Source organism: Streptomyces rapamycinicus NRRL 5491 (assembly GCF_024298965.1).
Taxonomy (GTDB): domain Bacteria; phylum Actinomycetota; class Actinomycetes; order Streptomycetales; family Streptomycetaceae; genus Streptomyces; species Streptomyces rapamycinicus.
On the sequence record NZ_CP085193.1, the window covers coordinates 5,654,821 to 5,680,725 of the forward strand.

21 protein-coding genes are annotated in these 25,905 nt (G+C 68.3%); 12 read left to right on the forward strand and 9 right to left on the reverse strand.

What is annotated here, in order from left to right:
- Positions 1-124 precede the first annotated feature (124 nt).
- From lhgO to LIV37_RS23385, 6 genes are all read left to right on the forward strand, one after another.
- The gene (gene lhgO / locus LIV37_RS23360; RefSeq protein ID WP_020869563.1) at positions 125-1,339 is read left to right on the forward strand and encodes an L-2-hydroxyglutarate oxidase; all 1,215 of its coding nucleotides are present in this window, start codon (positions 125-127) and stop codon (positions 1,337-1,339) included.
- A gap of 508 nt (positions 1,340-1,847) precedes the next feature.
- Positions 1,848-2,630: a tRNA (guanosine(46)-N7)-methyltransferase TrmB gene (trmB, locus tag LIV37_RS23365; RefSeq protein WP_121825315.1), complete on the forward strand. Its 783-nt coding sequence runs from the start codon at positions 1,848-1,850 to the stop codon at positions 2,628-2,630.
- Between the two features lie 359 nt (positions 2,631-2,989).
- Positions 2,990-4,672, forward strand: a complete 1,683-nt coding sequence (locus LIV37_RS23370) for a PrsW family intramembrane metalloprotease (protein WP_185058075.1) — start codon at positions 2,990-2,992, stop codon at positions 4,670-4,672.
- 65 nt (positions 4,673-4,737) lie between these two features.
- Positions 4,738-5,307, forward strand: a complete 570-nt coding sequence (locus tag LIV37_RS23375) for a SigE family RNA polymerase sigma factor (RefSeq protein WP_121824599.1) — start codon at positions 4,738-4,740, stop codon at positions 5,305-5,307.
- Positions 5,300-6,142 (forward strand): hypothetical protein, encoded by an 843-nt coding sequence (locus tag LIV37_RS23380; protein WP_020869567.1) that lies wholly within the window; start codon positions 5,300-5,302, stop codon positions 6,140-6,142. The genes LIV37_RS23375 and LIV37_RS23380 overlap by 8 nt, the downstream gene beginning before the upstream one ends.
- Before the next feature lie 53 nt (positions 6,143-6,195).
- A complete protein-coding gene (locus LIV37_RS23385; RefSeq protein WP_020869568.1) occupies positions 6,196-7,386 on the forward strand; it encodes a L,D-transpeptidase in 1,191 nt (396 codons plus the stop codon).
- A 161-nt stretch (positions 7,387-7,547) separates the two neighbouring features.
- Here LIV37_RS23385 and LIV37_RS23390 read toward each other — a convergent pair whose 3' ends face one another.
- The 4 genes from LIV37_RS23390 to LIV37_RS23405 all read right to left on the reverse strand — a co-directional run bounded on the left by LIV37_RS23390 (position 7,548) and on the right by LIV37_RS23405 (position 15,263).
- Positions 7,548-8,648, reverse strand: a complete 1,101-nt coding sequence (locus LIV37_RS23390) for a DEAD/DEAH box helicase (RefSeq protein ID WP_020869569.1) — start codon at positions 8,646-8,648, stop codon at positions 7,548-7,550.
- Positions 8,645-10,570, reverse strand: a complete 1,926-nt coding sequence (gene drmB / locus LIV37_RS23395) for a DrmB family protein (protein ID WP_309471164.1) — start codon at positions 10,568-10,570, stop codon at positions 8,645-8,647. Before drmB ends, LIV37_RS23390 begins: the two co-directional genes overlap by 4 nt.
- On the reverse strand, positions 10,543-13,641 hold the full coding sequence (locus LIV37_RS23400) for a helicase-related protein (RefSeq protein ID WP_338060215.1): 3,099 nt from the start codon (positions 13,639-13,641) through the stop codon (positions 10,543-10,545). The genes drmB and LIV37_RS23400 overlap by 28 nt, the downstream gene beginning before the upstream one ends.
- 62 nt (positions 13,642-13,703) lie before the next feature.
- On the reverse strand, positions 13,704-15,263 hold the full coding sequence (locus LIV37_RS23405; protein ID WP_243146174.1) for an NERD domain-containing protein: 1,560 nt from the start codon (positions 15,261-15,263) through the stop codon (positions 13,704-13,706).
- Here LIV37_RS23405 and LIV37_RS23410 point away from each other — a divergent pair.
- From LIV37_RS23410 to LIV37_RS23430, 4 genes are read left to right on the forward strand one after another with little or no spacing between them, the layout of a single operon-like run.
- A complete protein-coding gene (locus tag LIV37_RS23410) occupies positions 15,247-15,426 on the forward strand; it encodes a hypothetical protein (protein WP_167525767.1) in 180 nt (59 codons plus the stop codon). The genes LIV37_RS23405 and LIV37_RS23410 overlap by 17 nt on opposite strands.
- A 39-nt stretch (positions 15,427-15,465) precedes the next feature.
- Positions 15,466-19,083: a sigma-70 family RNA polymerase sigma factor gene (locus LIV37_RS52120; RefSeq protein ID WP_020869573.1), complete on the forward strand. Its 3,618-nt coding sequence runs from the start codon at positions 15,466-15,468 to the stop codon at positions 19,081-19,083.
- On the forward strand, positions 19,080-20,072 hold the full coding sequence (locus LIV37_RS23425) for a hypothetical protein (protein ID WP_020869574.1): 993 nt from the start codon (positions 19,080-19,082) through the stop codon (positions 20,070-20,072). Before LIV37_RS52120 ends, LIV37_RS23425 begins: the two co-directional genes overlap by 4 nt.
- On the forward strand, positions 20,069-20,956 hold the full coding sequence (locus LIV37_RS23430; protein ID WP_020869575.1) for a DUF6339 family protein: 888 nt from the start codon (positions 20,069-20,071) through the stop codon (positions 20,954-20,956). The genes LIV37_RS23425 and LIV37_RS23430 overlap by 4 nt, the downstream gene beginning before the upstream one ends.
- On the opposite strand, the gene LIV37_RS23435 is transcribed toward LIV37_RS23430, so the two are convergent.
- The 5 genes from LIV37_RS23435 to LIV37_RS23455 form a co-directional block, all read right to left on the reverse strand.
- Positions 20,925-22,238 (reverse strand): DNA cytosine methyltransferase, encoded by a 1,314-nt coding sequence (locus LIV37_RS23435; protein WP_020869576.1) that lies wholly within the window; start codon positions 22,236-22,238, stop codon positions 20,925-20,927. The two genes, LIV37_RS23430 and LIV37_RS23435, sit on opposite strands and share 32 nt — an antisense overlap.
- Positions 22,235-23,242, reverse strand: coding sequence for a DNA cytosine methyltransferase (locus LIV37_RS23440; RefSeq protein WP_020869577.1), 1,008 nt, complete (start codon positions 23,240-23,242; stop codon positions 22,235-22,237). The genes LIV37_RS23435 and LIV37_RS23440 overlap by 4 nt, the downstream gene beginning before the upstream one ends.
- Positions 23,243-23,252: 10 nt before the next feature.
- Positions 23,253-23,693: a very short patch repair endonuclease gene (locus tag LIV37_RS23445; RefSeq protein ID WP_121824596.1), complete on the reverse strand. Its 441-nt coding sequence runs from the start codon at positions 23,691-23,693 to the stop codon at positions 23,253-23,255.
- A 220-nt stretch (positions 23,694-23,913) separates the two neighbouring features.
- Positions 23,914-24,159: a hypothetical protein gene (locus LIV37_RS23450; protein WP_148717809.1), complete on the reverse strand. Its 246-nt coding sequence runs from the start codon at positions 24,157-24,159 to the stop codon at positions 23,914-23,916.
- Positions 24,138-24,545: an ATP-binding protein gene (locus LIV37_RS23455; protein WP_121824594.1), complete on the reverse strand. Its 408-nt coding sequence runs from the start codon at positions 24,543-24,545 to the stop codon at positions 24,138-24,140. The genes LIV37_RS23450 and LIV37_RS23455 overlap by 22 nt, the downstream gene beginning before the upstream one ends.
- 220 nt (positions 24,546-24,765) lie before the next feature.
- On the opposite strand from LIV37_RS23455, the gene LIV37_RS23460 reads away from it, so the two are divergent.
- Both LIV37_RS23460 and LIV37_RS23465 read left to right on the forward strand, forming a co-directional pair.
- Entirely contained in the window at positions 24,766-25,611 is an 846-nt protein-coding gene (locus LIV37_RS23460) for a helix-turn-helix domain-containing protein (RefSeq protein WP_121824593.1), read from the forward strand.
- Positions 25,611-25,820: a DUF397 domain-containing protein gene (locus tag LIV37_RS23465; protein ID WP_020869580.1), complete on the forward strand. Its 210-nt coding sequence runs from the start codon at positions 25,611-25,613 to the stop codon at positions 25,818-25,820. Before LIV37_RS23460 ends, LIV37_RS23465 begins: the two co-directional genes overlap by 1 nt.
- Positions 25,821-25,905 lie beyond the last annotated feature (85 nt).

The following is a 25,905-nucleotide window of genomic DNA, read 5'->3' on the forward strand; positions in this document are numbered from 1 at the left end:
CCGGTGGACCTAGCCCGGGCCCTAGTCCTCACATGGGTTTCGGGCCCTTGTCAGTGGCGCAGGTCATGATAGGGATCGACGGTCGGGCGACTGGACGGTGTGGCGCGTGGGGAGGTGACATGGCGTGACGGCGTTGGACTGCGACGTGCTGGTGATCGGGGGCGGGATCGTCGGCATGTCGACGGCGTATGCGATCACGCGCGCCGCGCCCGGCACCCGCGTGACCGTGCTCGAGAAGGAAGCGGGCCCGGCCCGCCACCAGACCGGGCGGAACAGCGGCGTGATCCACAGCGGTATCTACTACCGGCCGGGATCGCTCAAGGCGCGGTTCGCGGTGCGCGGCGCCGCGGAGATGGTGAAGTTCTGCGCCGAGCACGGCATCCCGCACGAGGTCACCGGCAAGCTCATCGTCGCCACGGAGCGCTCCGAGCTGCCGAGGCTCCACGGCCTCGTCCAGCGCGGCAGGGAGAACGGCATTCCGGTGCGCGAGCTGGGCCCCGCTCAGATCGCGGAGTACGAACCATGGGTGCGCGGCCTCGCCGCGATCCATGTCGGTACGACGGGCGTCTGCGACTTCGGCGCGGTGGCCGCCCGGCTGGCCCGGCTGGCCCAGGACGCGGGCGCCTCGGTGCGGTACGGGGCGCAGGTGCGCACCATAGGCCGGCGCCCCTCCGCGGTCGCGGTGCGCACGGCGGACGGCACGGTGCTGCGCGCGCGGGCCCTGGTCAATTGCGCGGGGCTGCACTGCGACCGCGTCGCCCGGCTGGCGGGCGACGACCCAGGCATGCGGATCGTGCCCTTCCGCGGTGAGTACTACGAGCTGGTGCCCTCCCGCGCCTCGCTGGTGAACGGTCTGGTGTACCCGGTGCCCGACCCGGCGTTCCCGTTCCTCGGCGTCCATCTGACCCGCGGCATCGACGGCGGCGTCCACATCGGGCCCAACGCGGTGCCGGCCCTCGCCCGCGAGGGGTACGCCTGGCATACGGTGCGCCCGCAGGAGCTGGCCGGCACGCTGGCGTTCCCGGGCTCCTGGCGGATCGCCCGCCGCCACTGGCGGTACGGGGCGGGTGAGCTGCGGCGTTCCCTGTCCAAGCGCGCCTTCACCGACGCCGTGCGCCGGCTGCTGCCGGATGTGACGGCCGACGATCTGATAGCGGCCCCGGCGGGCGTGCGCGCACAGGCGGTGCTGCCGGACGGCACGCTCGTGGACGACTTCCTCATCTCGCAGTCGCCCCGGATCGTCCATGTGCTCAACGCCCCGTCGCCCGCGGCCACGGCCTCCCTGCCGATCGGCCGCGAGGTCGCCCGGCGAGTGCTGGAGACCCTGCGGACGGGGTGACGGGGCGGGTGGGGTTGAGGGGGTAGGGGCCGGTCCCCATCCGGCCGGGGCCACCGCCGCCGTACGGCCGGGGGCCGTTGCCGGGTACGGGCCGGGTCCTGCGGGCCTGCGCCTGTACGGGCCGGGGACCGCCACCGTACGGACCAGGGACCGCCACCGTAAGGGCCGGGCCGCACCGCCGAGGCACAGGGCCGAACCCAACCGCCGCCGTACGGCCGAGCCGAACCGCCGAGGCACGGGCCGGGACCCGCCACGGCCGTACGGGCCGAGCCCAACCGCCACCGTACGGTGGAGCCGAACCCCGCCGCCGTACGGCCGAACCCAGCGGCACCGTACGGCCGAGCCCAACCGCCGAGGCCCGGGCAGCACCCGGCCACCCACCCCCACCGGGTCGGGCACGGCAGACCCTCCCCGCCCACGCCCACGCCCACGCCCACGCCCACGCCCACGCCCACGCCCGTAGAATCGAAGCACTGTGTCCGAGAAGCCCACCGCCCCCGATTCCCACATGGAGCGCGGCCTGCCCGCCCCCCGTGACCGCAGCGAGCCGATGTTCCCCGGCGGCCCCGCGGCCGACCCGGCGGGCTCGCACCACGAGCGCCGCATCCGCTCCTTCCGCCCCCGCCGCGGCCGGGTGACCCCGGGCCAGGGCGAGGCGCTGCGCCGTCTGTGGCCGCAGTGGGGCCTGGACATCGACGGGCTGAGCCGTATCGACCTCGGTGAGTTGTTCGCCACAGAGGCGGGCCCGCGCCCGGACCTCCCCGTCGTCCTGGAGATCGGCTTCGGCATGGGGGAGGCCACCGCGCAAATGGCCGCCGCCGACCCCGGCACGGGCATCCTCGCCGCCGATGTCCACACCCCCGGCCAGGGCAATCTGCTCGCGCTCGCGGAGCGGAACGGCCTGGACAACGTCCGGGTCGCCAACGGCGACGCGATCATCCTCCTCCGCGAGATGCTGCCCCCCGCCTCGCTCTCCGGGCTGCGGGTCTTCTTCCCCGACCCCTGGCCCAAGAAGCGGCACCACAAGCGCCGCCTCATCCAGCCCGAGTTCATCGAGCTCGCCGCCACCCGGCTGAAGTCCGGTGCGCCGCTCCACTGCGCGACCGACTGGGAGCCGTACGCGGAGCAGATGCTGGAGGTCCTCGCCGCGAGCCCCGCCTTCGACAACTCCCAGGCCGACGGCGGCTACACCCCGCGCCCGGACTTCCGGCCGCTCACCAAGTTCGAGGGCCAGGGGCTGGACAAGGGGCACCTCGTCCACGACCTGGTCTTCCGCCGCAACGACACATAACGACCGCAAGGGGATGGGCATAACCCCTGAGTCCCCCTCCCCCTTTCGTTAGGGTCGGTTGAGTGCATCAGTCCCCGCCCCCGCAAGAGCCGCCCGAACCACGACCGGCCACGCCTCCGTACGAGGCGCCGCAAGGAGCGCGGCACGAGGCATCACACGGCGTACCGCACGGGACACCGCAGGACGACGCCCCGCACGGGGACGCACCGTACGAAGCGGCGCAGACAGCGCCGCACGTCGGCGCCCCGCACGCCGACGCCCCGTACGGCACGCCCTACGGCTCTCCGTACGGTGACCAGCACCCGTGGCTGCACACCGGCGCCGCACCGGCGGGCTGGCCGCAACCGCCCCGCCAGCGGCTGTGGGGTCCGGGCGGCCGCCTCGCCCGCGTCTGGCACAACAAGGCGCTCAGGGCCACCGCGCTCACCGGTCTGCTCTCGCTCTCCGGCCTGATCATCCTGGCGCTGGTGCGCGAGCAGACGGGCACCAAGGGCTTCCTGGTGGGGCTCGGTCTCGCCGTCCTCCCCGCGCCGCTGATCATCGCGGTCTTCCGGTGGCTGGACCGCGTGGACCCCAAACCCTGGCGAAACCTTTTGTTCGCCTTCGCCTGGGGGGCGTGCGCGGCGACGCTGGTCGCGCTGATAGCCAACGGCTTCGCCACCGAGTGGCTCATGACGACCGTGGACTCCTCGTCCCCGACCGGCCAGGCCGACGCCGACACCTGGGGCGCCACCTTCGTCGCGCCGTTCGTGGAGGAGAGCGCCAAGGCGGCCGCCGTCCTGCTGCTCTTCCTCTTCCGCCGCCGTGACTTCAACGGGCTGGTAGACGGGGTCGTCGTCGCCGGAATCACCGCCACCGGTTTCGCCTTCACCGAGAACATCCTCTACCTCGGTTCGGCCTTCGTCAGCGACCAGACGCTCGGCTACTCCGGCATCCGGTCGACCACGGCCGCGACCTTCTTCATCCGCGCCGTGATGTCCCCCTTCGCGCACCCCCTCTTCACGTCGATGACGGGTGTGGGCTTCGGCATAGCCGCCGCGGCGGCGCGGCACCAGCGCGTCCGCCGCGTCCTCATACCGATCGCGATGCTGCTGACGGCGATGGTCCTGCACGGCGTCTGGAACGGCTCGGCGACCCTCGGCGGCTACGGCTTCCTCATCGTCTACGCCCTGTTCATGGTCCCGGTGTTCGGGCTGCTGACCTGGCTGACGCTCTGGTCCCGCACCAAGGAACTGCGCGCGATACGGGAGCAGCTCACCGCCTACCAGACGGCCGGCTGGCTCACCCCGCCCGAGCCGCTCGCGCTGTCCTCGATGCGCGCCCGCGGGATCGCCCGCGACCTCGCCCGCCGTACCCATGGCGCGGCAGCGGCCCGTACGGTCGGCGAGTACACCGCCTTCGCGACCTCGCTGGCCCTGCTGCGGCGGCGCGCGTACCGGGGTACGGCGGGGCCGGACTTCACCGCGCGCGAGAAGGAACTGCTGGACCGGCTGTGGGAGCGGCGGGAGACCGCCCAGCCCGCCCTGGCCCACGCGGCGCTCTCGGTGCCGCTCCCCCGGCCCCGCCACGTACCCCGGCCGGCCCCGGGCACGATGCCCGCACCGTTCTGGCCCGCGGGGCCGTACGGCGGCGGGTACGCGTACGGCTACGGAAGCGGCCAGGGCTACGGCCACGGAAGCCCCGCGTCCGGCTACGGCTATGGGGGCCCAGGACCCGGCCACGGCTATGGCGGCCCCGGATCCGGCACCGGCCACGGGAGCCCCGGGCCCGGCTACGACCCCGGCTCCGGTGCCCAGGCGCAGTACGGGCCCCACCCCACTTACGCACCGTGGGGCGCCCCTCCCCCGCACGGCCCGCAGCCACCGCGAACGCCACAACCACCGCAGACCCAGCAAGCACCGCACGCGCCGCGGCCTCCGCAGACCCCGCGGCCATCGCAGACCCCGCAACTACCGCGGAGCCCGCTCCCGCCCGCGAATTCGGCGACGCCCCACACCTCCCCCGTGCCGTACGGATCCGGCGGCCCCGAAAGTCGTCTGTAACCTCCCGCCCCTTTCGGACGTGTTCCTACATAGAAGCGGGGAGCACGCGGGGGCGCGGGGGATTCATGTCAGAACCATCACCTTCATTCACACCATCCGATTTCGACCAGTTCTACACGGCTACGGCGAAGCGGCTCGTGGCCGCGGTCTACGCGGCGACGGGCGATCTCGCCGAGGCCGAGGACGCGGTGCAGGAGGCCTATGCCCGGGCGTGGCAGCGCTGGGACCGGCTGACCGCCGAGGGTGATCCCACGCCGTGGGTGCGCACCGTCGCCCTGCGCCTCGCCGTCAGCTCCTGGCGCCGCGCCCGTAACCGCATGCGGGCCCACTTCCGTCATGGCCCGCCCCCCGATCTCCCCGATCTCGCCCCGGACCGGGTGGCGCTGGTCCATGCCCTGCGCGGACTGAAGCCCGAGCAGCGTACGGCCGTGGTCCTGCATCACCTTCTCGATCTGTCCATTGAGCAGGTGGCCCGGGAGACGGGCGTCTCCCCCGGCGCCGTGCGCACCCGGCTGAGCCGTGCCCGCAAGGCCCTCGGCTCCTATCTGGCCGACGCCGAAGCCGACACCGAGGCACCGACACCGTCCCCCCATCCGCCCGTCTGCCACCCCAAGGAGGTGCCCTCCCATGGCTGATCTGGACGAGCGCCTGCGCGATATCGCTCGCGATGTCGAGCCCTCCATACGTCTGGCGGGCCCGGAAGCCGTGCGTGCGCGGGGCCGTCGGCGCCACGTACGGCAGCGCACCGCGATCGCCGCCGCGGCCGTCCTGGCGGTGGCCGCCGTGACCGCGGGCTCCTGGCGGCTGCTGCCGGGCGACGACTCCACCCGTACGCTCCCGGCGGCCCCGCCCGCTCCGCGAACGGATCACGTCCCGGGGGCGCCGATCCCCGCGAGCGCCCTCCTTCGTCCCTCGGCGCTGCCGTTCGACGCGATGACGCGCTGGAAGACGGCGGACTCCACCATCAATTCCACCGACAACGGCCGGGCACCGCTGCTCGACCTCTCCCCCAGCTGCCACCTCGACGGTCCGCGCCCCCTCGCCCAGCGCACCCGCGACTACCAGGGCCGCAAGGCGGAGCAGGCGCGTCACACCATCAACGCCTATGCGAGCGACGGCGAGGCCGCGAAGGTCTTCGCCTCCCTCGAGGAGACGCTGAAAGACCGATGCGCCCGCCCCAAGGCGCTGGGCACCACCTCGTCACCCAAGCTCGCGGCCGACCAGCCGACCACCATGACCTACGGCTGGCACTCGCCCCGCGCTCCGCATGACGCCCAGGTCGTCCTGATGCGCTCGGGCACCCGGGTCGGGGTCCTACAGGCCGAGGGCATCGGCAGCCCGTCCGGCGACTACACCGACGGCCCCTCCGCCTACTGCATATCGGTCTCGCTGTGGCGCCTCGATCCCACCGCCACCGCTTCCCCCGGTCCCTACCGGGCCAACCCCGAGGAGGTGAAGAGGCGTTGCTGACCCACTCCTCCCCACCCATCACCGCTCCTCACGACTCCCGCAAGAGGTCCTCTGTGCTCTCCGTACGTTCCCTGCGCGCCCTCACGGTGCCCGCCATCGCCGTCGCCCTGCTCGCCGGATGCCAGTCGGCGTCGAAATCCGCCTCGGTGGACCCGGCCGACGCCAAGCCCGCCCGGATCACCATCACCCCGGGCAGCGACTCGGCGGCGATAGCCCCCGACGCCCCGGTCAAGGTGACCGCCTCGCACGGCACCCTCACCAAGGTCCGCATCGCCCCCGACGGCGCCGGTTCCCAGGCCGTCACGGTGACCGGCGCCCTCTCCCACTCCAAGACCAGCTGGCGCTCCAACCGCACCATGACCCCGGGCACGACCTACACCGTCGAGGCCACGGCCACCAACGCGGCCGACAAGACCGCCGTCCAGCACTCCACCTTCCGCACCCGCGCCGCCCAGCAGATCAACGGCGTCACCGTCACCCCGTCAAAGAACGCCACCGTCGGCGTGGGCCAGCCGGTCTCCCTGGCCTTCGACCATCCCGTTACCGACAAGGCAGCGGTGGAACGCAGCCTCTCCGTCTCCACCAGCCCGAAGGTCGAAGGCTCCTGGGGCTGGGTCAAGGACCCCCTCACCGGCATCGAGCGCGTCGACTGGCGCCCCAAGACCTACTGGCACAAGGGCACCAAGGTCACCCTCCGCGCCCACCTCAGCGGCGTGAACACCGGCGACTCCCGCTACCTCCGCCGCGATGTCTCGACCACCTTCACCATCGGCACGCCCCGGATCTCCAAGGTCGACATCAAGAACCACACGATGACCGTCTACGAGGACGGCCAGAAGCAGAAGACCATCCCCATATCCGCCGGCCAGCCCGCCTACCCCACCTGGAACGGCACCATGGTCGTCCTCGACAAGGCGCCCATGGTCAATATGACCAGCGAGTCCGTCGGCATAGCCGACCCCTACAACAAGGACGTCCCCTGGGCCGTCCACCTCACCACCTCGGGCACCTACGCCCACGCCGCCCCCTGGAACGAGGGCCTCGGCTACTTCGGCCAGACCAACCAAAGCCACGGCTGCGTCGGCATGTCCCTCGCCGACGGCAAGTGGTTCTACAACCGCGCCACCCGAGGCGACATCGTCGAGATAACCGGCTCCACCCGCGCCACAGTCTCCACCGGCAACGGCTTCGGCGACTGGAACCTCCCCTACCCCTCCTGGCAAAAGCTCAGCGCCCTGCACTGAGTCCCCACGCCCCTGCGGGCACCCACACCGCCAAGGGCGCGGGTGCCCGCCTGCCCGTGAGACCAACGATCGACGCCCTGAAGGCCCCGCGCCGCTGGTTGCCCTGCCCGGTTCGACGGTGACGGGGATAGGGACAGGCACCGCGTTGCCGATCCTCTTGGTCAGCCGGTGTGGCGGGCCAACAAGGATTCCGGGATGTTCGAAAGGATGGCGGGCTCGTGAGGACCGCGGTGAGCGAAGTGGAGATCCTCGCGTGCACGAGTGCACAGCACGAGGAGGCGGAGGCGTGCTTCGACACTGGTCGAGTCCTCCGTGTACGCGTCCAGATCCGGCACGAAGACGCTGTCGAACTCCATCCCCTTCATGCTGGCAGTGCTCACGATCCGGATGGGCCGCGACGTGAAATCGACAGTGTTCCGGTGTGGATCGCCGTACACATAGGCCTGGGTGTGTTTCGCGAGCCCCAGATCAGTGAGTCCACGCTGGACGTCCCGCAGCAAACGGGTCGATCGGCAGACGATCCCGATGCTCCGCTCCGGATGTGCGCTGAAGTACCGAGATATTCCCGTGAGGAGGTACCCCAAGGAGGGCACTTTCAGGACAGTGGGGGTACGGCCGGCGCGCGTCGGGACGAGCACCTCGTCCCGGTCTTTCGTGCGGAACTCGGAGGCCAGCATCGCGATTTCCCGACTGTTCCGGCGGTTCTCCCGCAACACCAGTGGATCCGCCTGTACGCCGAGGCACCGGCATATCTCGGACACGCTGCTCTCCTCGTCGCCAATCCGCTGGTTCTCATCCGCGAAAACGGTGACGCCGACACCGAGCACGCGGCACAGCCGATAAAAGCCGACGGGCAGATTCTGACCCTCGTCGATCACCAGATGCGCGGTCGATCTGACTTCACCCAGGACGCAGTCCCGCTGCATGTCGATCCAGTCGTAGCACCATCCCTCGTCGTCGGTCTGTGGGGGATCGGTCCCGAATCGACCGCGCCAGAAACCCCTGACCCACGAGTGGTAAGTGGTGACGCGAAGAGCTTCCGTGAGGTCCGGCGCAATCTGCGCGAGGTACTGACGCAGCGGTTGGGAGCGGGTGAGAAGTGTGACGTCACGACCGGCGGTCGCCAGTGCCCAGGCACGATAGACGGCCATCACGGTCTTTCCGGAGCCCGGCGCCCCGGTGATCACGTGGCTGCCATGGAACGGAAGGTCGACGACGGCGTGCTGCTCGGTCTCGAGGTCGAGGAGGGAAGGAATCCTCATGACAGATCGACGACTCCGGCCGACTCCTCGATGGCGGCCTGGAGGACCCCCCGAAAGAATCCGGGGACATCGCCTTCACCGATCAACAGTGTCCTGTCCAAAAGGGAATTGTCGATCTCGCAGCATGTCTCCGGTAGTAGCGTGCACGCATGGCACGCGGCGCGGTTGAGGTTGGCCAGAGACCTGCCGGTGGAGTCGGCGCACAGAGGGTCCTGCGAGCACCACTGCGCCGATTCGAGCAGCCTGATGAGAGTCTCCGCGAGGTTTGGTGGTTGCCCTTGGCGGACGAGGCCGCCCAGCGTTCCTTCCGCATCCCCGGCCGCCGTGTAGACGAACACGCCGGCCTGGGGCGGCAGATCGCTGCCCGGGGCGTGGCTTCGGGCGTAGACACGCTCTCGTAGGGACGCCGCGTTGTACCCGCTGTCATAGGAGAGTTGGCGGATGAAGTGATGGGCCAGGGTGTGCAGCATCACGAACCGTGGCAGGAGCTCAGGGCCCGTCTTGCCTCTCAGCCGGTCGGCTTTGAACGAGGCGCCCAGGTTGTTCTCGATGCGTCGCGTCCAGTCGCGCACCAACGGATGTCGCTCCCAGGCGCTCACACGTTCTTCGTCGACGGCGATGAAGATCCCTTCGCCGTATGTCTCCACGGCGGGCAGCCATGAGGCTCGGGCGTGTGTATTGACCGACACGACACGACCTCCCTCACCCTCTTCGCCGTCGCCCGAGCTGGGCTCGTACCGTGAGAAACCTTCGAGTGCGCGCACTTCGCGCACTCGATCCGCGACGACGACCGCGGAGATGCCCGCGTCCAGCTCCCGTAGGGATTCTGGATCGTCGGGGCGAATTCCCAGGTCGGTACGGCGCACGGAGAATGTCTTCGAATTAGTGACAGATTCCGGTTCGGAGAAGGCCGCCCATTCGGCAATGCTGAGGTCATCGTCGGAGTCCACGGCACTTGGCGCCGGCGCTATTTCTGCGGTATGGCGACGTCGCACGGTTTCCACGAACTCCTCCGAGACGCCGCACTCGAAGGCAATCGCCGCTTTCAGGTTATCGGAAACCGGGCCGCCGTCCGCGTCCTTGAAGAACGGCCAGAGAGCATGGTTGACGACCTTCTGGGACGATTCGTCTTCTTCGGACGGACCTGCGGGTGCGGGAATGTCGATCGCCGAGTGTGTAATCGGAAAATACACGTTGGAGGCACCGCGCTGTACCGCTTGCGGCTTTTCCTCGCAGGGATCCGCCTCATCGGCTTCGGAGTCCCAGGGGTGGGTTCCCGGACAGCGCAGACCCGTCTGCACAAGGATATTCTTCTGGCTGATCCCCGCAAGATTGCGACTCGCCGGGCAGGCGGCACAGACAACACGCAGGGCTTCCAGGCCAGAGGAGTCCGGAGTGGCGAGGAACCGGAGTCGGTAGGCCTGGCATTGCCGCTGGGAATGGCCCTCACTCCTGGAATGGGCCCATCGATGCCAATCGATGTCGGCCATATGACCTGCTCTGCATACCTGGATGAAACGCATGGGGGCCAGCTGCGGCCTTCCTGGACAACGCCCGCAGGTTGGTTGCCTGTCCCGTACCTCATGACCTGGGTTCCAGTGCAGCATGTTCCTGCACTGAGGGCAGAAGAGCCACTTGGGGAATCGGACGTACGTCGGACCGATACGGCTCGCGTACGCGGCCTTCCCGGACGGGATGACGGGGGCGGAGCGGAGTTCCTGGACCCCCAGTTTCCTCGCGAGACGCGGCGATTCGACCCGTTCGGCGCTCGCCGCCCAACTCCGGGTATCGGCGGCCACGAACGATTCGCCCCGCAGGTCGAGGATTCCCCCGACGCCGAAGGGAACGATGGTTTGCGCCCTGCGAACCTTACGGCGAATGTCCTTCACTGCTCTCACGTTCCCTTCACACGGACGACGCACTCACGGTCGACGTTGCGCATCGACTGTGCCGTCTCCCATATGCCGCCCTGCTTGCCGAAGTCGGTCAGGAGCGCCGTGTACGACCGTCCCTGGGACTGGTAGTAGAGGCGGCCGCCCTCGCCACGCGCGCTCCGGGCCTCCTGCTGCCAGGTCTCGATCAGATGGTCGAGCTCTTCTGCCGCGGCATCGGCTTCCTCGAGGTCGGCTCGTCGCACGTGATCCACGATGAGGTCACGGATCCGCGCGATTCCGTCCGCATGGTCGAGGATGTCCCCCGCTTTGTCCTCCGCGTTCAGGCCGAGACCGTGCCGGACGAGGATGGTGAGCACTGCGTGCAGGGCACGGTTACGCGAGGGCAAGGACCACGGCGTGACGCTGGTGGGTTCCACGTGCCGGTAGAGCGCACGGTGGTAGACACCGAACGACTCGTAGTGGGAACGGTCCCGTGGTTTGGTCGAGCGGAAGAGCGTGACGATCAGACCTGGTACATCACGACGGCCGACGCGGCTGGTGGCCTGAATGTATTCGGAGGTCGTCTTGGGTTGTCCGTTCATGACCATGAGGCCGAGCCGCGGCACGTCGACACCCACGGAGAGCATGTTGGTCGTGGCGAGGAAGGAGACGCTGCCGCGTTCCTTGAATTTCTTGCCCAGGCGCTCGAGCAGTCGTGGTTGAGCGGCGCGCGGGATGTTGCTGGTGAGCTCGACGACCGAGTCGTCGTCGAGCCTGCGACGCCGCGTGGCGTCCATCGTCAGATGTTCGAGACGTGCAGGGATGTCGTCCCGGGCGATCGTGACGGTTCGGCCGAGCTCCCGCAGACTGTTGTGGTAGGCGACCGTGGTCCAGTAGGCGTCGCGGAGGGTGTCGTCGTCGCAGATATCCTTCGGTGCCTGCAAGGCCGCGGCACCCACGTGAACCGTCGAGGTCGAGGCGGTGTGCCCCTGAGCCATGACGCCCACGTACAGACGTCCCGGTTTGTCCTCGTCCGGCGAGGCGAAGTACGACTGGCCCGCCGCAAGCCCCGACGGAGGGAACAGCTGCGCGGGCCGGCCGTAGAGGCCACGAATCTGGTCCTGGGAACGCCGGATGGTCGCCGTCGAAGCGATGACCTTCGGCACGGTGCCGCGCCAGGCGCAAAGTTCGAGGATGGCGGTCTCGTACAGACCGACGGTCGTTCCCAAGGGGCCGGCGAGCAGATGGAGCTCGTCCTGAATCACCAGGGAGGGAGCGCGCCTGCCATCTTTTCCGAACAGGTTGCCCGCCCTGGGCTCCCACGCGAGTCGCGCGAATTTGTCCACCGTGCCGAGGACGAACGTCGGGGGTTGCTGATAGATCTGCTCGTCCACCACGGAGACCGGAAGCCGTTCATGGAAGGAGCAGTTGTCGCGCGGGCAGAAGAACGACGTGGTGACGCCGTCGGCCTTGATGCCGAAATCTCGGTCGTGCCCCGGTCGTTCGGGAACGATCTCGGTACCGCACCACGGGCAGCGTTCCAGGAGAAACCGATCGTCGGGCTCGCTCATCTGCTTCAGAGTGGCGAGTTCGTCCTCCGCGTCGGAGATTTTGTTCGGCGTCGTCTCCTTGCCCACCCACAGACCGATGGAGATGGGCTCCTGTCCGAGATCGTGGGGCAGTGCTCCGTCGTTGCCCCGCCTGATGTATTCCAGGGCGCAGATGGCCGTCGCCGTCCGCTGGAACTGCTGTGTGGTGAGCAGACTCAGCGTGTAGCGGCTCAGAACGGCCGTGCCGCCCCCGTCGGCGCCGAACCGCAGGCGACGCCAGAGGATCTCGAAGCAGGCGGTGAGGAGGTAGGCCTCCGTCTTGCCTCCACCTGTGGGGAACCAGATGAGGTCGACCGTCTTCCTATCCTCATGCTCGGGTTTCATCAAGCTCTCGACGACGAGCAGGAAGTAGGCGAGCTGGAACGGATGCCAGGCGTAGTCCTCATCGGGTTCGGTCAGCTCGAGTACGTCGCCGTCCCGGCGGCGCCTGCGGCCGGCGAGCTCCGGGCGGCTGTGGAGCATCTGCAGCGCCATGGCTCGGTTGGCGAGCCGGAAGGCGGCGCGTGCTGCCTCTCCCGACGGGGTCGGCGCGGTGAGCACCTCCACCCCTGATGTCATGCGGTCGAGCGTGGTCTTGACGCGGTTTAGGATCCGTACGGCGGGTGCGGCGGCCCAGGAAGGCAAGTTCGTTGCCTGCGCCCGCTGTGTATCGAACCACTCGCGATAGCCCAGGACGAAGGCATCCAGCCCTGCCCGGAGCTCGTCTGCCGAAAGTTCGGGCCGGGACAGGTGCTTGAGATTGAGCACCAGAAGGTCCTTGGGCCCGTCGGGCTTGATGTGTGCCACCACCTGCCGCGGCATGACCTGTGCTCGCACTGTGGTGACCTTGTCCTGCTCGGTCCCGTCATCCCATTCGACGGCACAGCCATGACCCACGGCTCGCGTCACGACGTCCCGGTACTGGACGCGGAGCTCCTGTTCCTCCTGGTCGCGGCTGTTGAGGCGGGTGCTCGGATACTCGCGGATCCTGCCCTCGATCGTTGTCGCCTCGACACCGACCTGGAAGAGCATCAGGTCCCGGTCCTTGTGAGGGCTCTCCTCCTCCTCATGCGCGTTGGCGAGTACACAGGTGACGAGATGCCCCTCCGCGAACGGCCGCCAACGGACGTGGAGACGACCGTGCCCGTCCAGAACGGAGATCGGTTCCCTCTCCTCCACGGTCACGGTCGACTTCGTGGCGAGCCGCGGTTGGCGTTGCCAACTGCGCCGACCACCTTCGCGATGTGTGACGTAGCGCGACGCGTCGCACCTCACCTCGATGCTCCGGGCATCGGTGAAGAAGGAGAAGCCGAGCGACGACGGAAGCCACGCGTTCGCCTCGGCCACGGGATCGTCGGCGAAGCCGTCCTCCTCTCCGCCGCCGGCCGCCGTCTCGTTGGTCTCCTGTTCGCCGTCCTCCTGTGAGTGCTCCAGCAAGGAGGCCCCGCGCGGATACAACGTCCCCATGAGGTAGCGACGGTCCGGGGGATCGACGAGGGTCTCGTCCTCGCCGACGGCCGGGCCGACCAACTGCCGGCGGAGGTACGCCACGAACTCGTCGCGGTGTGCGGAGAGCCGCGATCCGGCGTCGTTCACTTGAGATGCCCCTGCCTCTTCAGTACGGCCATGCCCAGATCCTTCAAGGCCTGTTGGATGCCGGGACGGCAGGCGACCCAGAGCTGGGCGCGGGCCCTGGTCCAGGCCACGTAGAGCGCGTCGAGGCGGCCGTCGAGATGTCCGGGTTCGAGGTCTATCAGACAGACGACGTGGTTCTCATGACCCTTGAAGTCGGAGACTGACGACCAGGTGAGACGGTGCTTCGTGCGGTCGGTGCCGACGACGTCGGCGAATCGTTCGATCTTGGAAGCTCGCTGTGACAGACGGGCCGAGCTCGTCTGCCAGTCACCGGAAGCGGACAGCAGTGTGATGTCCCGCGGAGAGACCCCCTCCGCCACGAGTTCGTTCACATAGGCATCGAGAACGGTGGCCTCGTCCTGGGCGTCCGGCACATCGGTGAAACGGACCGGCCTGCCCTCACCCGCGGAGGCGACGCCCAGGTCGGCCCCGGTGTACAAACGGACCTGGTTGACGATCTGCACGGTGTTGCGGCAGTTGCGCTTCATGGGGCCGTACACGGTGCCCAGCGGGCGCAGGTACTCCCAGGCATCGGGATCGTAACCGTCCGGCGTCAGTACCTGATTGTTCTGGTCCAGCATGAAGATCCATCGTCCCTCGGCGAGGCCGCCCGGGACCAGAGCCTCCAGGGTGTCGAGGCTCTCGAAGGTCATCAGATCCTGCGCCTCGTCCACGATCAGATGGTCGAAGACGCGACCCTGAACCTCGTCGAGGCGCTCGAAGGGCAGGACGGTGATCGCGTCGTCGTCGACGACACGCCGCAGATGGGTCGCCAGTGTGGCGCTCGCACACGTGAACAGGACACTGCCGTGGGCGGACTTGCGACGGGCCGCCTCGGCCGCGAGGAAGGTTTTGCCGGTGCCGGCGCCGCCGGTCCAGATGAGACGGGGGTTGGACTCCAACTCGTCGAGCCTGTCCAACTGTTCATTGGTGAGACGCTCGAAGACGACGTCGAGATGGGTCAGCCGGGACTGCAGGTTGGGCACACGGTCGAAGTCCGGGCGGATGGCCTCCAACATCTTCGTACGCAGGGCGGCGCGGACAGGGGTGCGGGCCCATCTGTTCCTCGTGAGCCAGAAGCGCGTGGCTCGTTCCATGCCCTGCGCCAGGCCGCGTCCGCCGGCGAACGCGGTGCTGCCGAGATATTGCTCGGGCTCGAACTCGGTCGTGCGTTGGATGTCGACGTCCGTGGTGATCACGAGGTATCCGCTCGGAACCCCGTGGTTCCTCAAGTCTCCGATCAGGGATCCGATCTTTTGTTCGAGTGCATGCATGCCGCCGCTGGCCTGAGCGAAAGGACTCTCTTTCGGCCCCTCCTCACGATCGGGCGGACCGTAGTACCACTTCCCGTCGCGCTGGTGGACCCGACCGCCTTTGACCTCGATGAAGAGCAGAATGTCGGGCATGATGACAACGAAGTCGATCTCACCGACGCGCTTCTTGTCGTGTCGGGGGAGGTGAACCGTGTGCAGGGCAACGCTCTGGTCGTCCGGAATCGCCTTGAGCGCCGCGAACACGCTGCGCTCGGCCCGGCTCTTGGTGCTGCTCGAGATCTCGCTCGGAATGATGCGCATCCACTCTCCCCATGATGATGCCGACGCGATTTCAAAATACCCACTGATGGATCAACCGAGCGCACCCCCCGGCCGGCATGTGCTGGCAGCAACAGCCGGTGAGTGATGGACTATGCGGGCACAGGGACAGAGCGCGGGGGGCGTGATGGCGACGGAGCGGAACGGTGCCTTCGGCAGGGGGCCGAATGACGCTGGTTGGGAACTGCTGATCGGCCTCATGCGCCGGTTCACCGCCGAAGGACTTGAACGCCGTAGGGCTCTGCGGCAGGTGATGAGGGCGGCGCGCCTCGACGCGGAGGAGACCCAGGCCCTCTACGAGGCCGTGATAGCGGCCGAGTGTAACGAGGAGGAGCTCGAAGAGGAAGAAGACGTTCCGCGTAGTGCGAACCCCGACGACGGTGCCGGCCACGACGAGGATCCCGACGAGGTTGTCGACGACCTGGATTCCGCCGAGGACGACCTGAATTCCCTTGATGAGGAAGAGGTTGTTCCGGATTTCGAGTCGCTTCGGGGCACGGTGCGTGTGGACGACATGGACGCGGCGCGGCGCACCGCCCGGGACCTGCTGCAGGTCGATCGGAAGCGGGTGAACCCGCATCGGCGCCTGCTGACCGCCGAGGAGGAAGTGGGGCTCTGTCTCTTGTTCCGGGGCGCGGAAGGGCCCTCGGCCTCGTTAGCCGACGACTACGTGGCGACGCTTCCGCGAAACGGCGAGGCGCACCGGGCCTTCTCCGCGATGGTGGTCCACAATCAGCGTCTCGTTCACAAGATCCTGCAGAGTATGGGATGGGCAGGCCGCCCCATGTACGAGGATCTCGCGCAGCACGGCATGATCGGGCTCATGCGTGCCGTGGAGAAGTTCGATGTCTCCATGGGGTGCAAGTTCTCGACCTACGCCACCTGGTGGATTCGCCAGCACATCAGTCGCGCTGTGATGAACGAAGGGTCGGCTATTCGCCTCCCGGTGCACATCTGGACCGATGTGGACAAACTACGGAGGAAGGAGCGGGAGTTTTTCGACCAGGGCAGAAATCCCAACGTGGACGACCTTGCCCTGGCATCCGGGCTCAGTCCCGTAAAGGTGATGGAGTACTTGCGGCTGGGACGTCGGGCGGTTCTGTCGCTCGACCAGCCCGTCGGCGAGAACGTCACCCTCGGAGAACTGATAGTCGATGCCATTCGGCCGATTCCGGGTCCGGAACAGGTGCTGCGATCCGCGTTCGAGCGCGAGGAGCTGTACCAGTTCTTCGACGCATGCTCCTTCACGGCCAGAGTTCGGAAGATTCTTCTGCTGCGATTCGGTTTCGTCGACGGCACATCCTGGACGCTGGACCAGATCGGCCTGAAATTCGGGATCTCACGCGAACGTATTCGACAGATCGAGAAGAAGGCGCTGAAGAATCTGAGGACCCACCTGGGCTTGGAGTCCGACGACACCGACGCCGAACCTCGGCATTCGAAGGCCGCTCGACAGATCGCTCAGGAGACCGCTGACGCGACTACGCGGCGCGGAGGCCCCGAGAGACGCGACAATACGGAGGCCGGTGAGTCGCCGCCGGACGAGAGCGTCGGCACGCCCATGACGGAGAGCGGTTCCAACGGGAGAGAGGGAACGGTGACCTCGCAGGGAAACGGGTTCGGTCGATGGCTGGCCGAGCGGATGCGGGAAATCGGGATGGACGAGAGCCAACTGGCGGACCGTCTGGGGGTGACGCGAGCGCCCATCGACGGGTGGCTCGACGATCGCTCCGTGCCTCGGCCGGAGCTCTTGGCCAAGGTGCGCGGGATCTTGGGAGCGGAGGACGACGCAGGGCGGGAACCCGAGGTCGGGCCCGACCGACAGGACGAACCCGCGGAGACACCGGCCGTGTGGTACCACCGCCCCGGACACAAGGACGGCGGGCGGGAATTCGGCAACGCGGCGGCCTTCGCCTTCGAGGCCGACCTTGAGGTCCTGGCCCGTGAGGCCACCCAGAACAGCCTGGACGAGCGCCGCAGGACGAACGACGACCCGGTCAGGGTCCGGTACACCCTGCATGAGTTGACCGGCGAACCCCTCGCCCGGTTCCGCACGGCGATCCGCTGGGACGACATCCGTCCGCACTACGAGGCGGCCGCCGCGCAGGACCAGAAGGTCGGACGCCTGATCGGCGCGGGTTTGCGGGAGATGGGCGAACGGCAGCGTCTGATCCTCCTCCGGATCGACGACTACAACGCCAATGGGCTCACCGGTGACGACTACGAGGACGGCCGGTTCGCCGCAGTGGTACGGCGCCAACTCGACAGCCACAAATCGGATCCGACGGCCGGCGGTTCCTACGGCCTCGGGAAGGCCACGCTCTGGGCGACCAGCAGACTGGGGCTCGTCCTCATGAACTCCACACTCTCCGAGTCGCACGAGGGGCACACCCGGCGGCGGGTGATCGGCCGCCTCGATCTGCCCTGGCGGGAAGTGGGGGGCAGAAGGTTCGCCGGTCCCGCTTGGCTGGGCCGGCCGGACACCGAGGCGGACAATGCGGAGGTCGTCCGTTCCTGGTGGGCGGACGAGGAGACGGTCGAGAACCTGTATCTGACCCGCGACGGCGATGACCCGGGTACGTCCTTCCTGATCGTCGGAGCGCATGACGTGGCCAGCCTCGCCGGAGCCGGTCAGGGTCAGGATGGCGATGCCGGCGACGACGAGGACAGCCTGGAGCGCATGCACCAGAGGTTGGTCCGCGCCCTCGGACGCAACTTCTGGGCCGCGATGACAACAGGAGGAGGCCGCGGGCCACTGCTGGAGGCATCGGTGCGGACGCTGCGCAATGGCGTGGAATACCTCGAGGAGGAGCGGGTCGAACCCCATGTGCATCAACCCGCGCGCTCGCGCGCTCTTCAGGCCTTCCTGAGTGGCACCACGGTGGACCGCCTCACCGAGGCGGGACAGGTCGCCCTCGCCACCGTGTCGTTGAAGCTGCCCGAGAGGGACGGCCTCGCGGGAACGGCCGGCGAGCACAGAGCGGTGCTCCTCGTCACCGAGGCCACGGACGCCGACGGCAAGATCAACCAGGTGACGGCCATGCGCGGCAATCGCATGACGGTCAAGACCAGTTGGGTGCCCGGTCTCCCCGTGGGAACCAACCCGTTCCAGGCAGTTCTGCTCGCCGGCCGGGCGGCGGGGGACGACGCGCCGTTCGCGGCTCAGGCCGAGGAGTTTCTGCGCTGCTCCGAGCCGCCGGAGCACAACAAGTGGAGCCAGACCGAGGAGCTGAGGATGCGCTACTCGCCCTCGGCCCATCGCCGGATCGCGGCGTTGACGTCGGAGACCAACAAGGCCGTACACAAACTCGTGGCGATCCCCAAGGACCAGAAGCCGAGCGGCACAAGCAAGGTGAGCAAGCGGCTCAAGATCTCGGGCAAGTCCGCAGGTAAGGTCCCGGGGACGGTGACGCCCCCGAAACTGGACGACTTGGAGGCCGAGGTCGCCCCCTCCGGTGCATGGCAGATCACCGCCGCGGTCAAGGTGTCGCCCGGCGGGATCGAACCCTGGCGCATGAGTCCTGTCGCCAAGCTGGAGGTCCGTTCCGGCGCTCGGCCGGTGGTCAAGTGGGCGGAGCTCGTCGCTGTCAGCAACTGCGAGCTGACCGACGGGGTGCTGCATTTCGCGCCGGGGAGCCGTCGTGCCGTCTTCCGAGGCGTCACCGATGTGTCCACACATCCGGTGCGTGCCGCGCTGACGGGTCTCGTGGTGGAACTCCAGGAGAGCAAGGGAGGCGTGGCGTGAGGGTCTACCCGTACCCCCGACTGAGCGGCGCGGTGACCGCGCGTGTCACGGCCGTTCGGCTGCGCGGCCCCGGGGACGCCCGAGAGCAGTTGGACACCCGGGGATACTCGGTGGTCGAGCAGGTCGTGGCACTCGGCAGGGCCGAGCGCGAGGACTGGCAGACGGCACGGCTCTCCTTGACCGCGACGGTGCCGGCTCATGAGATCGAGAAGAAGGGCCACTGGTCCGACGTCGCCGTTGTCGCCGTTCTGTCGGAGGGGGCCACCAACGCACGCACCGTCACCCGGTTGGAACCGGGTCCGGAAAGCGGCAGGGAGTGGACCGGGGAGATCGAACTCGACCGGGACGACCATCTCGACCGTGCGTCCCTCGTTGTGTACGTGGTGGCCACTGTAGGGGGAATAGCGGGTCGGATCATCGCCTCGACAGACCAGGAGTGGCTGGTCGACGTGACGGCCGGCGTCCCCCTCAGAGATCGCGAACTGGACGTCAGCACGGTCAGCTTCGCCCGTGGCTCCGAGTGGCTGCGGAGTTTCCGCGACGCCCCCTGGATCGTGGACACCTCGGGGCGGATGCCCACCGTCCGCCTGAACTCGGATTTCGAGGGCCTCGTGGAGCTCGTGGAAGCCCAGGGCCCGAAGGTCGACAGCGTCGTGGGCGAGATGCTGCTGGCGCAGATGTGCGCCGATGTGTGGACCGCGGTCTTCCACACCGCCATCGGCGATCTGGAGATCGAGGACGACGGGACTCCGCTCTTTCCCCCCGACTGGCGAGGTGCGGTTCTGCGGGAGATGCTCCCGGACGTCGTTCCCGGACGGTCGGTGGAGGACGCTCTCCGAGAGGTGTACATACAGCGCGCCGGCGAGGGAAGTTGGACGGATCTACAACCGCGCATCCAGTACGCGGCCGCACGTCGTGCCGACATCCCCAGGACGCTGGCCGCAACCGTCCGCGACATCGAACGACTCGACCAGGAGACGCACGCGTGACTTCCCGCCCCGAGCACCTGCCGGAACGGCTCGCCCTGATCTCCGATGTGCAGGCCGCCGAGTACATCTCCAGGGGACTGCTCGAGGGACGCGACGACGTCCCTTCCATCGCCCTGAACAAGGTTGCCGAGCCCCTGCCCGGGGAGGGTGCGCGCCTGGGGCTGCACCGGGTCCGGGACCTGATCGACCAGGCGCTGGAAAGGTTCCGGGACGAGCGCCCCACGGCCGCGGACGCCTGGCTGGCGCCGCGACTGCACGAGACCCTCCGGCTGACCCGCCGGGAAGCGGCCGACAAGCGGCTGTGGACGTATCTGGCCCTGGGCGTGGCGCCGGACTACGTCATGTGGCGGCATCTGTCCGAAGCGAAGGCGGACGGTTCGCATGGCCGTGTGGCCCGCGACAGATTCGTCGGCCCGCACTACAAGCAGACGTTCGCCCGTCTCTGGTGGGCGGCCGAACTCTTCCGCGACGGCCCGGACTACCAGCCCGTCGTCGTGGCCTGCGGCAACCAGGACATGCTCAACTCCGCTCTGCGACTGGATGTCATCGATCACCGCCCCACCGCTCTGGCCCTCGTCAGGATGATGGAGCGAGGGACCGTACGCACCGGTCGGGAGGTGAACGCCCTGACGCCCGCGGTCAACGCTGCCGCGGCGACCCTGATGTACGACATCATCGCTCCGGACGTGGGACGTGACGGGGACGCGCTGCGCGACTGGATCGCGGCTGCCGAATCATCCCTCCCATCTCCCAGGAACCACCTGCCCGAGGGCCCGGAGGAGGAGCGGGCTCCCGAGGAGGCGGTGGGGAGACTCGTCGATCACTTCGAGGAACTGTTCGCGGATGCGCAGGTCAGGGGGCGGGCTTCCGGAGAGGGCGAGTGACCTTGTGCGACTCCGGGGAGCATTGGCTCTGATCACCGCATCCGAGGAGCCGCAGTTCCTCCGTGGTGGTCCGGGGCACACTCGGCCACGTGCCCGCGGCCGCCAACTCCTCGTCCGAGGGGGCGTCCCCCCGCAGCGCCCTGCCGAGTACGTGCATGCCCAGCCGCGGCGGCACCGCATTGCCGACCTGCTGGGCCTGGTCGTTCCCGGACCAGGGGAAGTTGTGCGGAAAGGTCTGGAGAACGCCGGCCTCCGGGATGGTGAAACGGTCGTATCGGTCGGCCTTGTACGCCGCGTCATCCGTGTAGACCTTGTTCCGGGAGACCTTCCCGGTGACCGTGAAGGCGGGTTCGGACGACAGGCGCCGACCCCGGTTCTTCGGGTCGCCCCCGGAGCCGTAGTTCGATACGACGAAGAACGTCAGATCACCTCGTGTCCGGAGCCGGGACACGTCCACGGATGAGTCCTTCAGCCGGCTCGCCGCGTCGAGGGCCTCCGCCATGGAGAGCCATTGCTCGCGCTCGGGAATCTCGGATTCGGTGGGGAGCATGTCCGTCTGCACGGCATTGCGCTTCCCCCGATGCAGGTCGAAGGGGAGATGAGTCGGTTCGAGCGGCTTGATGGCCCCGTCTCCGGGGCGCCGGGCGACGAGCACGGCACGTGTGCGCGTTTGAGGGACTCCGAACTCCTCGGTCTTCAGCTCCCAGCACTCCGCCTCGTACTTGACGCCCCTCAGCCGACCCTCTCCACCCCGCAGCAGCCTGGCGTAGACCTCCCAGAGGGGCAGGACCGCGGGGACCTGCTCCAGGACGATCGTCTTGTAGGGGTCGCGGCCCTCCGTCTCGATGGCCTTGAGGAGCCAGCGAAGGGGCTCCAGGACCAAGGCGGTGCGGGGGTCGCCGAGGGCGTGCAGCTCCTCGTCGATCTTCGCCTCGTCCTCCCCCTCCACCAAGCGGTGGATGAATTCCTCCACGGTGTCCAACGCTCGCCGTCCCACGCCGTTGCCCGCGACGGAGAAGGACTGGCAGGGCGGCCCGCCGGCGAGTACGTCGACCGATGTCGGAATCTCGTGGAACCGCTTCTCGCGCATGACGCTCACATCGGCGTGAATCGTCGGCAGTCCCGCCGCGTAGCGCGTCTCGCACGCGTTTTGGTCCCACTCGATCCCGATGCTCTTGAAGCCCAGGAAGTGCGCTGCCACGTCGAGCCCACCGGGACCCGCGAAGAGGTCCAGGATGCGGACACCGTCGAGATGGTGAGCTTGTGTTCCCGGGGTGTTCATGGGGTTGAAGTGTAGCCGGCGCCGGGGGCCGGGGATGCCCCCAGTGCGGCCGTGATCGCCAAGCCGAGTGCCTTGCCCACCGGCGGTGGGGAGGCATGCCCTGTCTGGCGATAGCGGGCCGTCTTCTTCCCGGCGAATCTCCAATCGGGCGGGAAGCCCTGGAGGAGCGCGGCCTGGTCGGTCGTGATCCTGACCATCCCGTCTCGCCCCGTCCCGGGGGCCCAGACGAAGTCCGGGCCGGGCACGTCGTCGGCCACGGTGCCACCGTCGACCCCGATCCGGGCCCATGCCTTCTTCGACCCCGTCGGTCCCAGATCCGGGCCTCCCCGTCGGTCCGACCCGCCCACCAAGGTCGGGGCCACGCAGAGCGCCTGGGCCGCCCACCGATCGGCGTCCCGCCAACCGCGCACGGCCATCGACCGGCGCAGAGCCCGTCCGACGGACAGATGCTCGCGCACGGTCGGCTCCGGCGGACGGAAGGCGTGGAAATACTCGTCCTTGAGCGCCACGAGCACGCCTTGCTTCCGCTCCTGCGGCACCCCGAAGTCGGCCGCGTTCAGGACGAACCACCGGAACCGGTAGCCGAGATGATCCAGCTCTTTGCGGATGAAGTCGCGTATCGGCTCGAAGTCCGGCGCGTTCACCAGCCCCGGTACGTTCTCGATGAGCAGGGCCCGCGGCCGGACGGCATGCGCCAGATAGACGGTCGCCTCCAGCAGCCGCAGTTCGGCCTCGGTGTCGGTCCGCGCGACGGCCGCGCTGGACTTCACGCGGGGCAGCCCGGCCGACAGCAGATCGACGTCGTAGATCTCCCGGTGCCGCGAAGGCGCGAAGTCCAGCAGGTCCGCCTCCAGGACCTGCCACGCCGGCCGGTTCATGCGCAGCGTTTCGCACGCCACGCGCTTCTTGTCCAGGAGCAGTACGGGGTCGAAGCCCGCCTGTTCCAGCCCCAGGGCCAACCCGCCTGCCCCCGCGCACACATCGACGAATCGCAGTTCGCTCATCGACCCCGCCCTATCGACGTCGTTTCCGTCTGTCGGCCTTCTCCCGGTCGACAGCCGCGGCCACCTGACGCATGACGGCGCCCGGTGACTCGTGTTCCCAGAAGCGCAGAACCGTCCAGCCCTCGGCGACCAACTGCGCGTTCGTCTCCTGGTCCCGCTCGATGTTGCGATCGAGCTTCTGGCGCCACCATTCCGCGTTCGCCTTGGGGCTGGTGGCGTGATCCGGGCAGCCGTGCCAGAAGCAGCCGTCGATGAGGACGGCCAACTTGACACCCGTGAAAGCGATGTCGATCTTCCGCCTGCACATGCCCGGCACCGGATAGTGGATCCGGTAGCGATATCCAGAGGCATGGAGCAGCTGCCGCACCGCCCGTTCGGCACTGGTGTCCACATTGGTCTGCCGACTCATCCGGGCCGAGACGTCGGGGCTGGAAGGGGGTGCTACGCGCATGGCCCCAGTCTCCTACTTCCCGATGACTTGCGATGTCGGAGCCGGAAAACGGGCCCGCCGCCGGACGCCGCTCCGGACGGAACTCGTACGCACCTCCTGCCGAAACAAGGACCGACACAACATCGACAGCGCGCCGCGAGCAGTCCGATGCGCTCCGTAATCGCCCGGCGGAGAGGTGCGGCCGGGCAGCCGATCCGGTCCAGCGCGCCCCTGCGCCCCGTCAGGCGATCTCGGACCCGGATTCGAAGTGGGTCTGGGCGCGGTCGAGGATGTCGTCGGGGTCGAGGCCGTGTGCGGTGAGCCAGTGCAGGAGATCCAGGATCAGCCTGGTTGCCGACTCTTCCAGGACGGGGCGGTGGGTGAGTCGTGCGGCCGGGCTGCCGACCGCACGGCCGTACGTCTCCATGACGGTCGTCGCGCGCCGGACGCGATGGCCGGACTCGTTCAGGGCAGGGATAGTTCGCACCAGATCCCCTTGCCGGCCGCCGTGCGGATCGTGCCCCAGGTGGCCGAGAGGCCAGTGAGGAGTTGGATACCGCGCCCGGACTCGTCGTCGGATGTGGGGCTGAGGCTCTGGGGCTCCTTGTGGCTGTTGTCGTGGAGTTCTACGCGTAGCTGATCGGCGTCCGCGACAAGGACGAGTGTGGCCGCGGCGCCCTGGCCTACGTGCTTGATCACGTTGGAGGCCAGCTCCGTGGCGATCAGCTGGGCCTCTTCGACGAGCGCGGACATCCCCCATGCGGCGAGCTCGGCCTTCACCGCTCTGCGCAGGCCGGCCAGCTGGAGCGGCTCTGCCGCGAAGGGGAGGATGCAGCGGCGTGGTTGGTGGTCGGTGACTGAGTAGCGGTGCATGGCCACACTCCTTGGGCGCTACGTCAGCGCTGTGCCCAGTCGTGTCCGTACGACCGCGCTGCGTAGTCTCGCTGATGCGAGTATGGCATTGAGAAGTCTCTCCATGTAACTTCTCACGGATTCTCGGAAGGGTGAATCCGGTGGTGTGGCAACTTCGGCCGCCCATAGCCTTGTTGCCGCTGGTCCCGTCGTGGCCAGCTCGGAGGGAGAGGTAGCCGTCATGCCAGCGCGGGCCACTACTCGTCGACGACAGCTCGGCGTCATGATGCGCAAGCTCCGAGCCCGTAAGGGAATGACGCTGGAGGAGGCAGGTCGCCTCGTCGGGGTTTCGAAAGCGACCGTCAGCCGGTACGAAACGCAGGAAGGGCCCGTGAAGTGGCCCATCGTGGACGCGCTGTGCCGTGAGTACGAAGCGAGTGAGGCGGAGCGGAAGGCCGTGGTCGGCCTCGCCAAGGACGTCAAGCGGCAGGGGTGGTGGACCTCCTTCGCGGATTCCCTGCCGGAGAGTATGAACCTGCTGTTCACGTTGGAGGACGAGGCGGTTCGAGAGGATCACTTCGCCTGCTTGTATGTGCCGGGGCTTCTGCAGACGCGTGGCTACACGGAAGCGGTGCAACACGCGTCGGAGATGAGGCTGTCCGCGGAGGAGATCGCGCGCCTGGTCGACCTCCGGATGAAGCGGCAGGAGATCCTGAGCCGACCGAAGCCACCACACCTGTGGGCCATCCTCGACGAGTCGGTGATCCGGCGCGTGGTCGGTTCGCGTGAGGTTATGCGGGAGCAGCTGGATCACTTGTTGCGCGCCAACGAGTCGCCTGACATCACCCTTCAGGTGCTGCCATTCGCCAAAGGCGCGCACTCAGCGGCCATGGGGAGCTTCGTGATCCTTGGGGGTGCCGAACGCTCACTGGACGTCGTGTACGTCGATATCCACGTCGGCTCGCTCTTCATGGAGAAGGACGAGGAACTGGAGCGCTACCGGGTCGCGTTCGACTACCTTCGCGCTCAGGCGCTGGACATGGCCTCGTCCTCCGCCCTCATCGAACGCGTCCGTGAGGAGATCTGATGCGCGAGCCCTGCATATCCGACAGAGACCGTGGCTGGTTCAAGTCCTCCTACAGCGGTGCCGGCAACACCGAATGTGTCGAAGCTGCTTTCCGGCCGGGCTCGACCGCCGTGCGGGACTCCAAGGATCCGGGCGGGCCCGTGATCGGGGTCTCGCACCGGGCGTGGGTGGACTTTGTGACGGCCGTGCGGGATGGGCAGTTGGGCTGAGGTTCGTGTTCGCGGAGTCCTGACCGCTTCATCCGTGCGGCTGCATGCCCGCCTTGCCCAGGCGTCTTGCTCAGTGCAGTGGCTG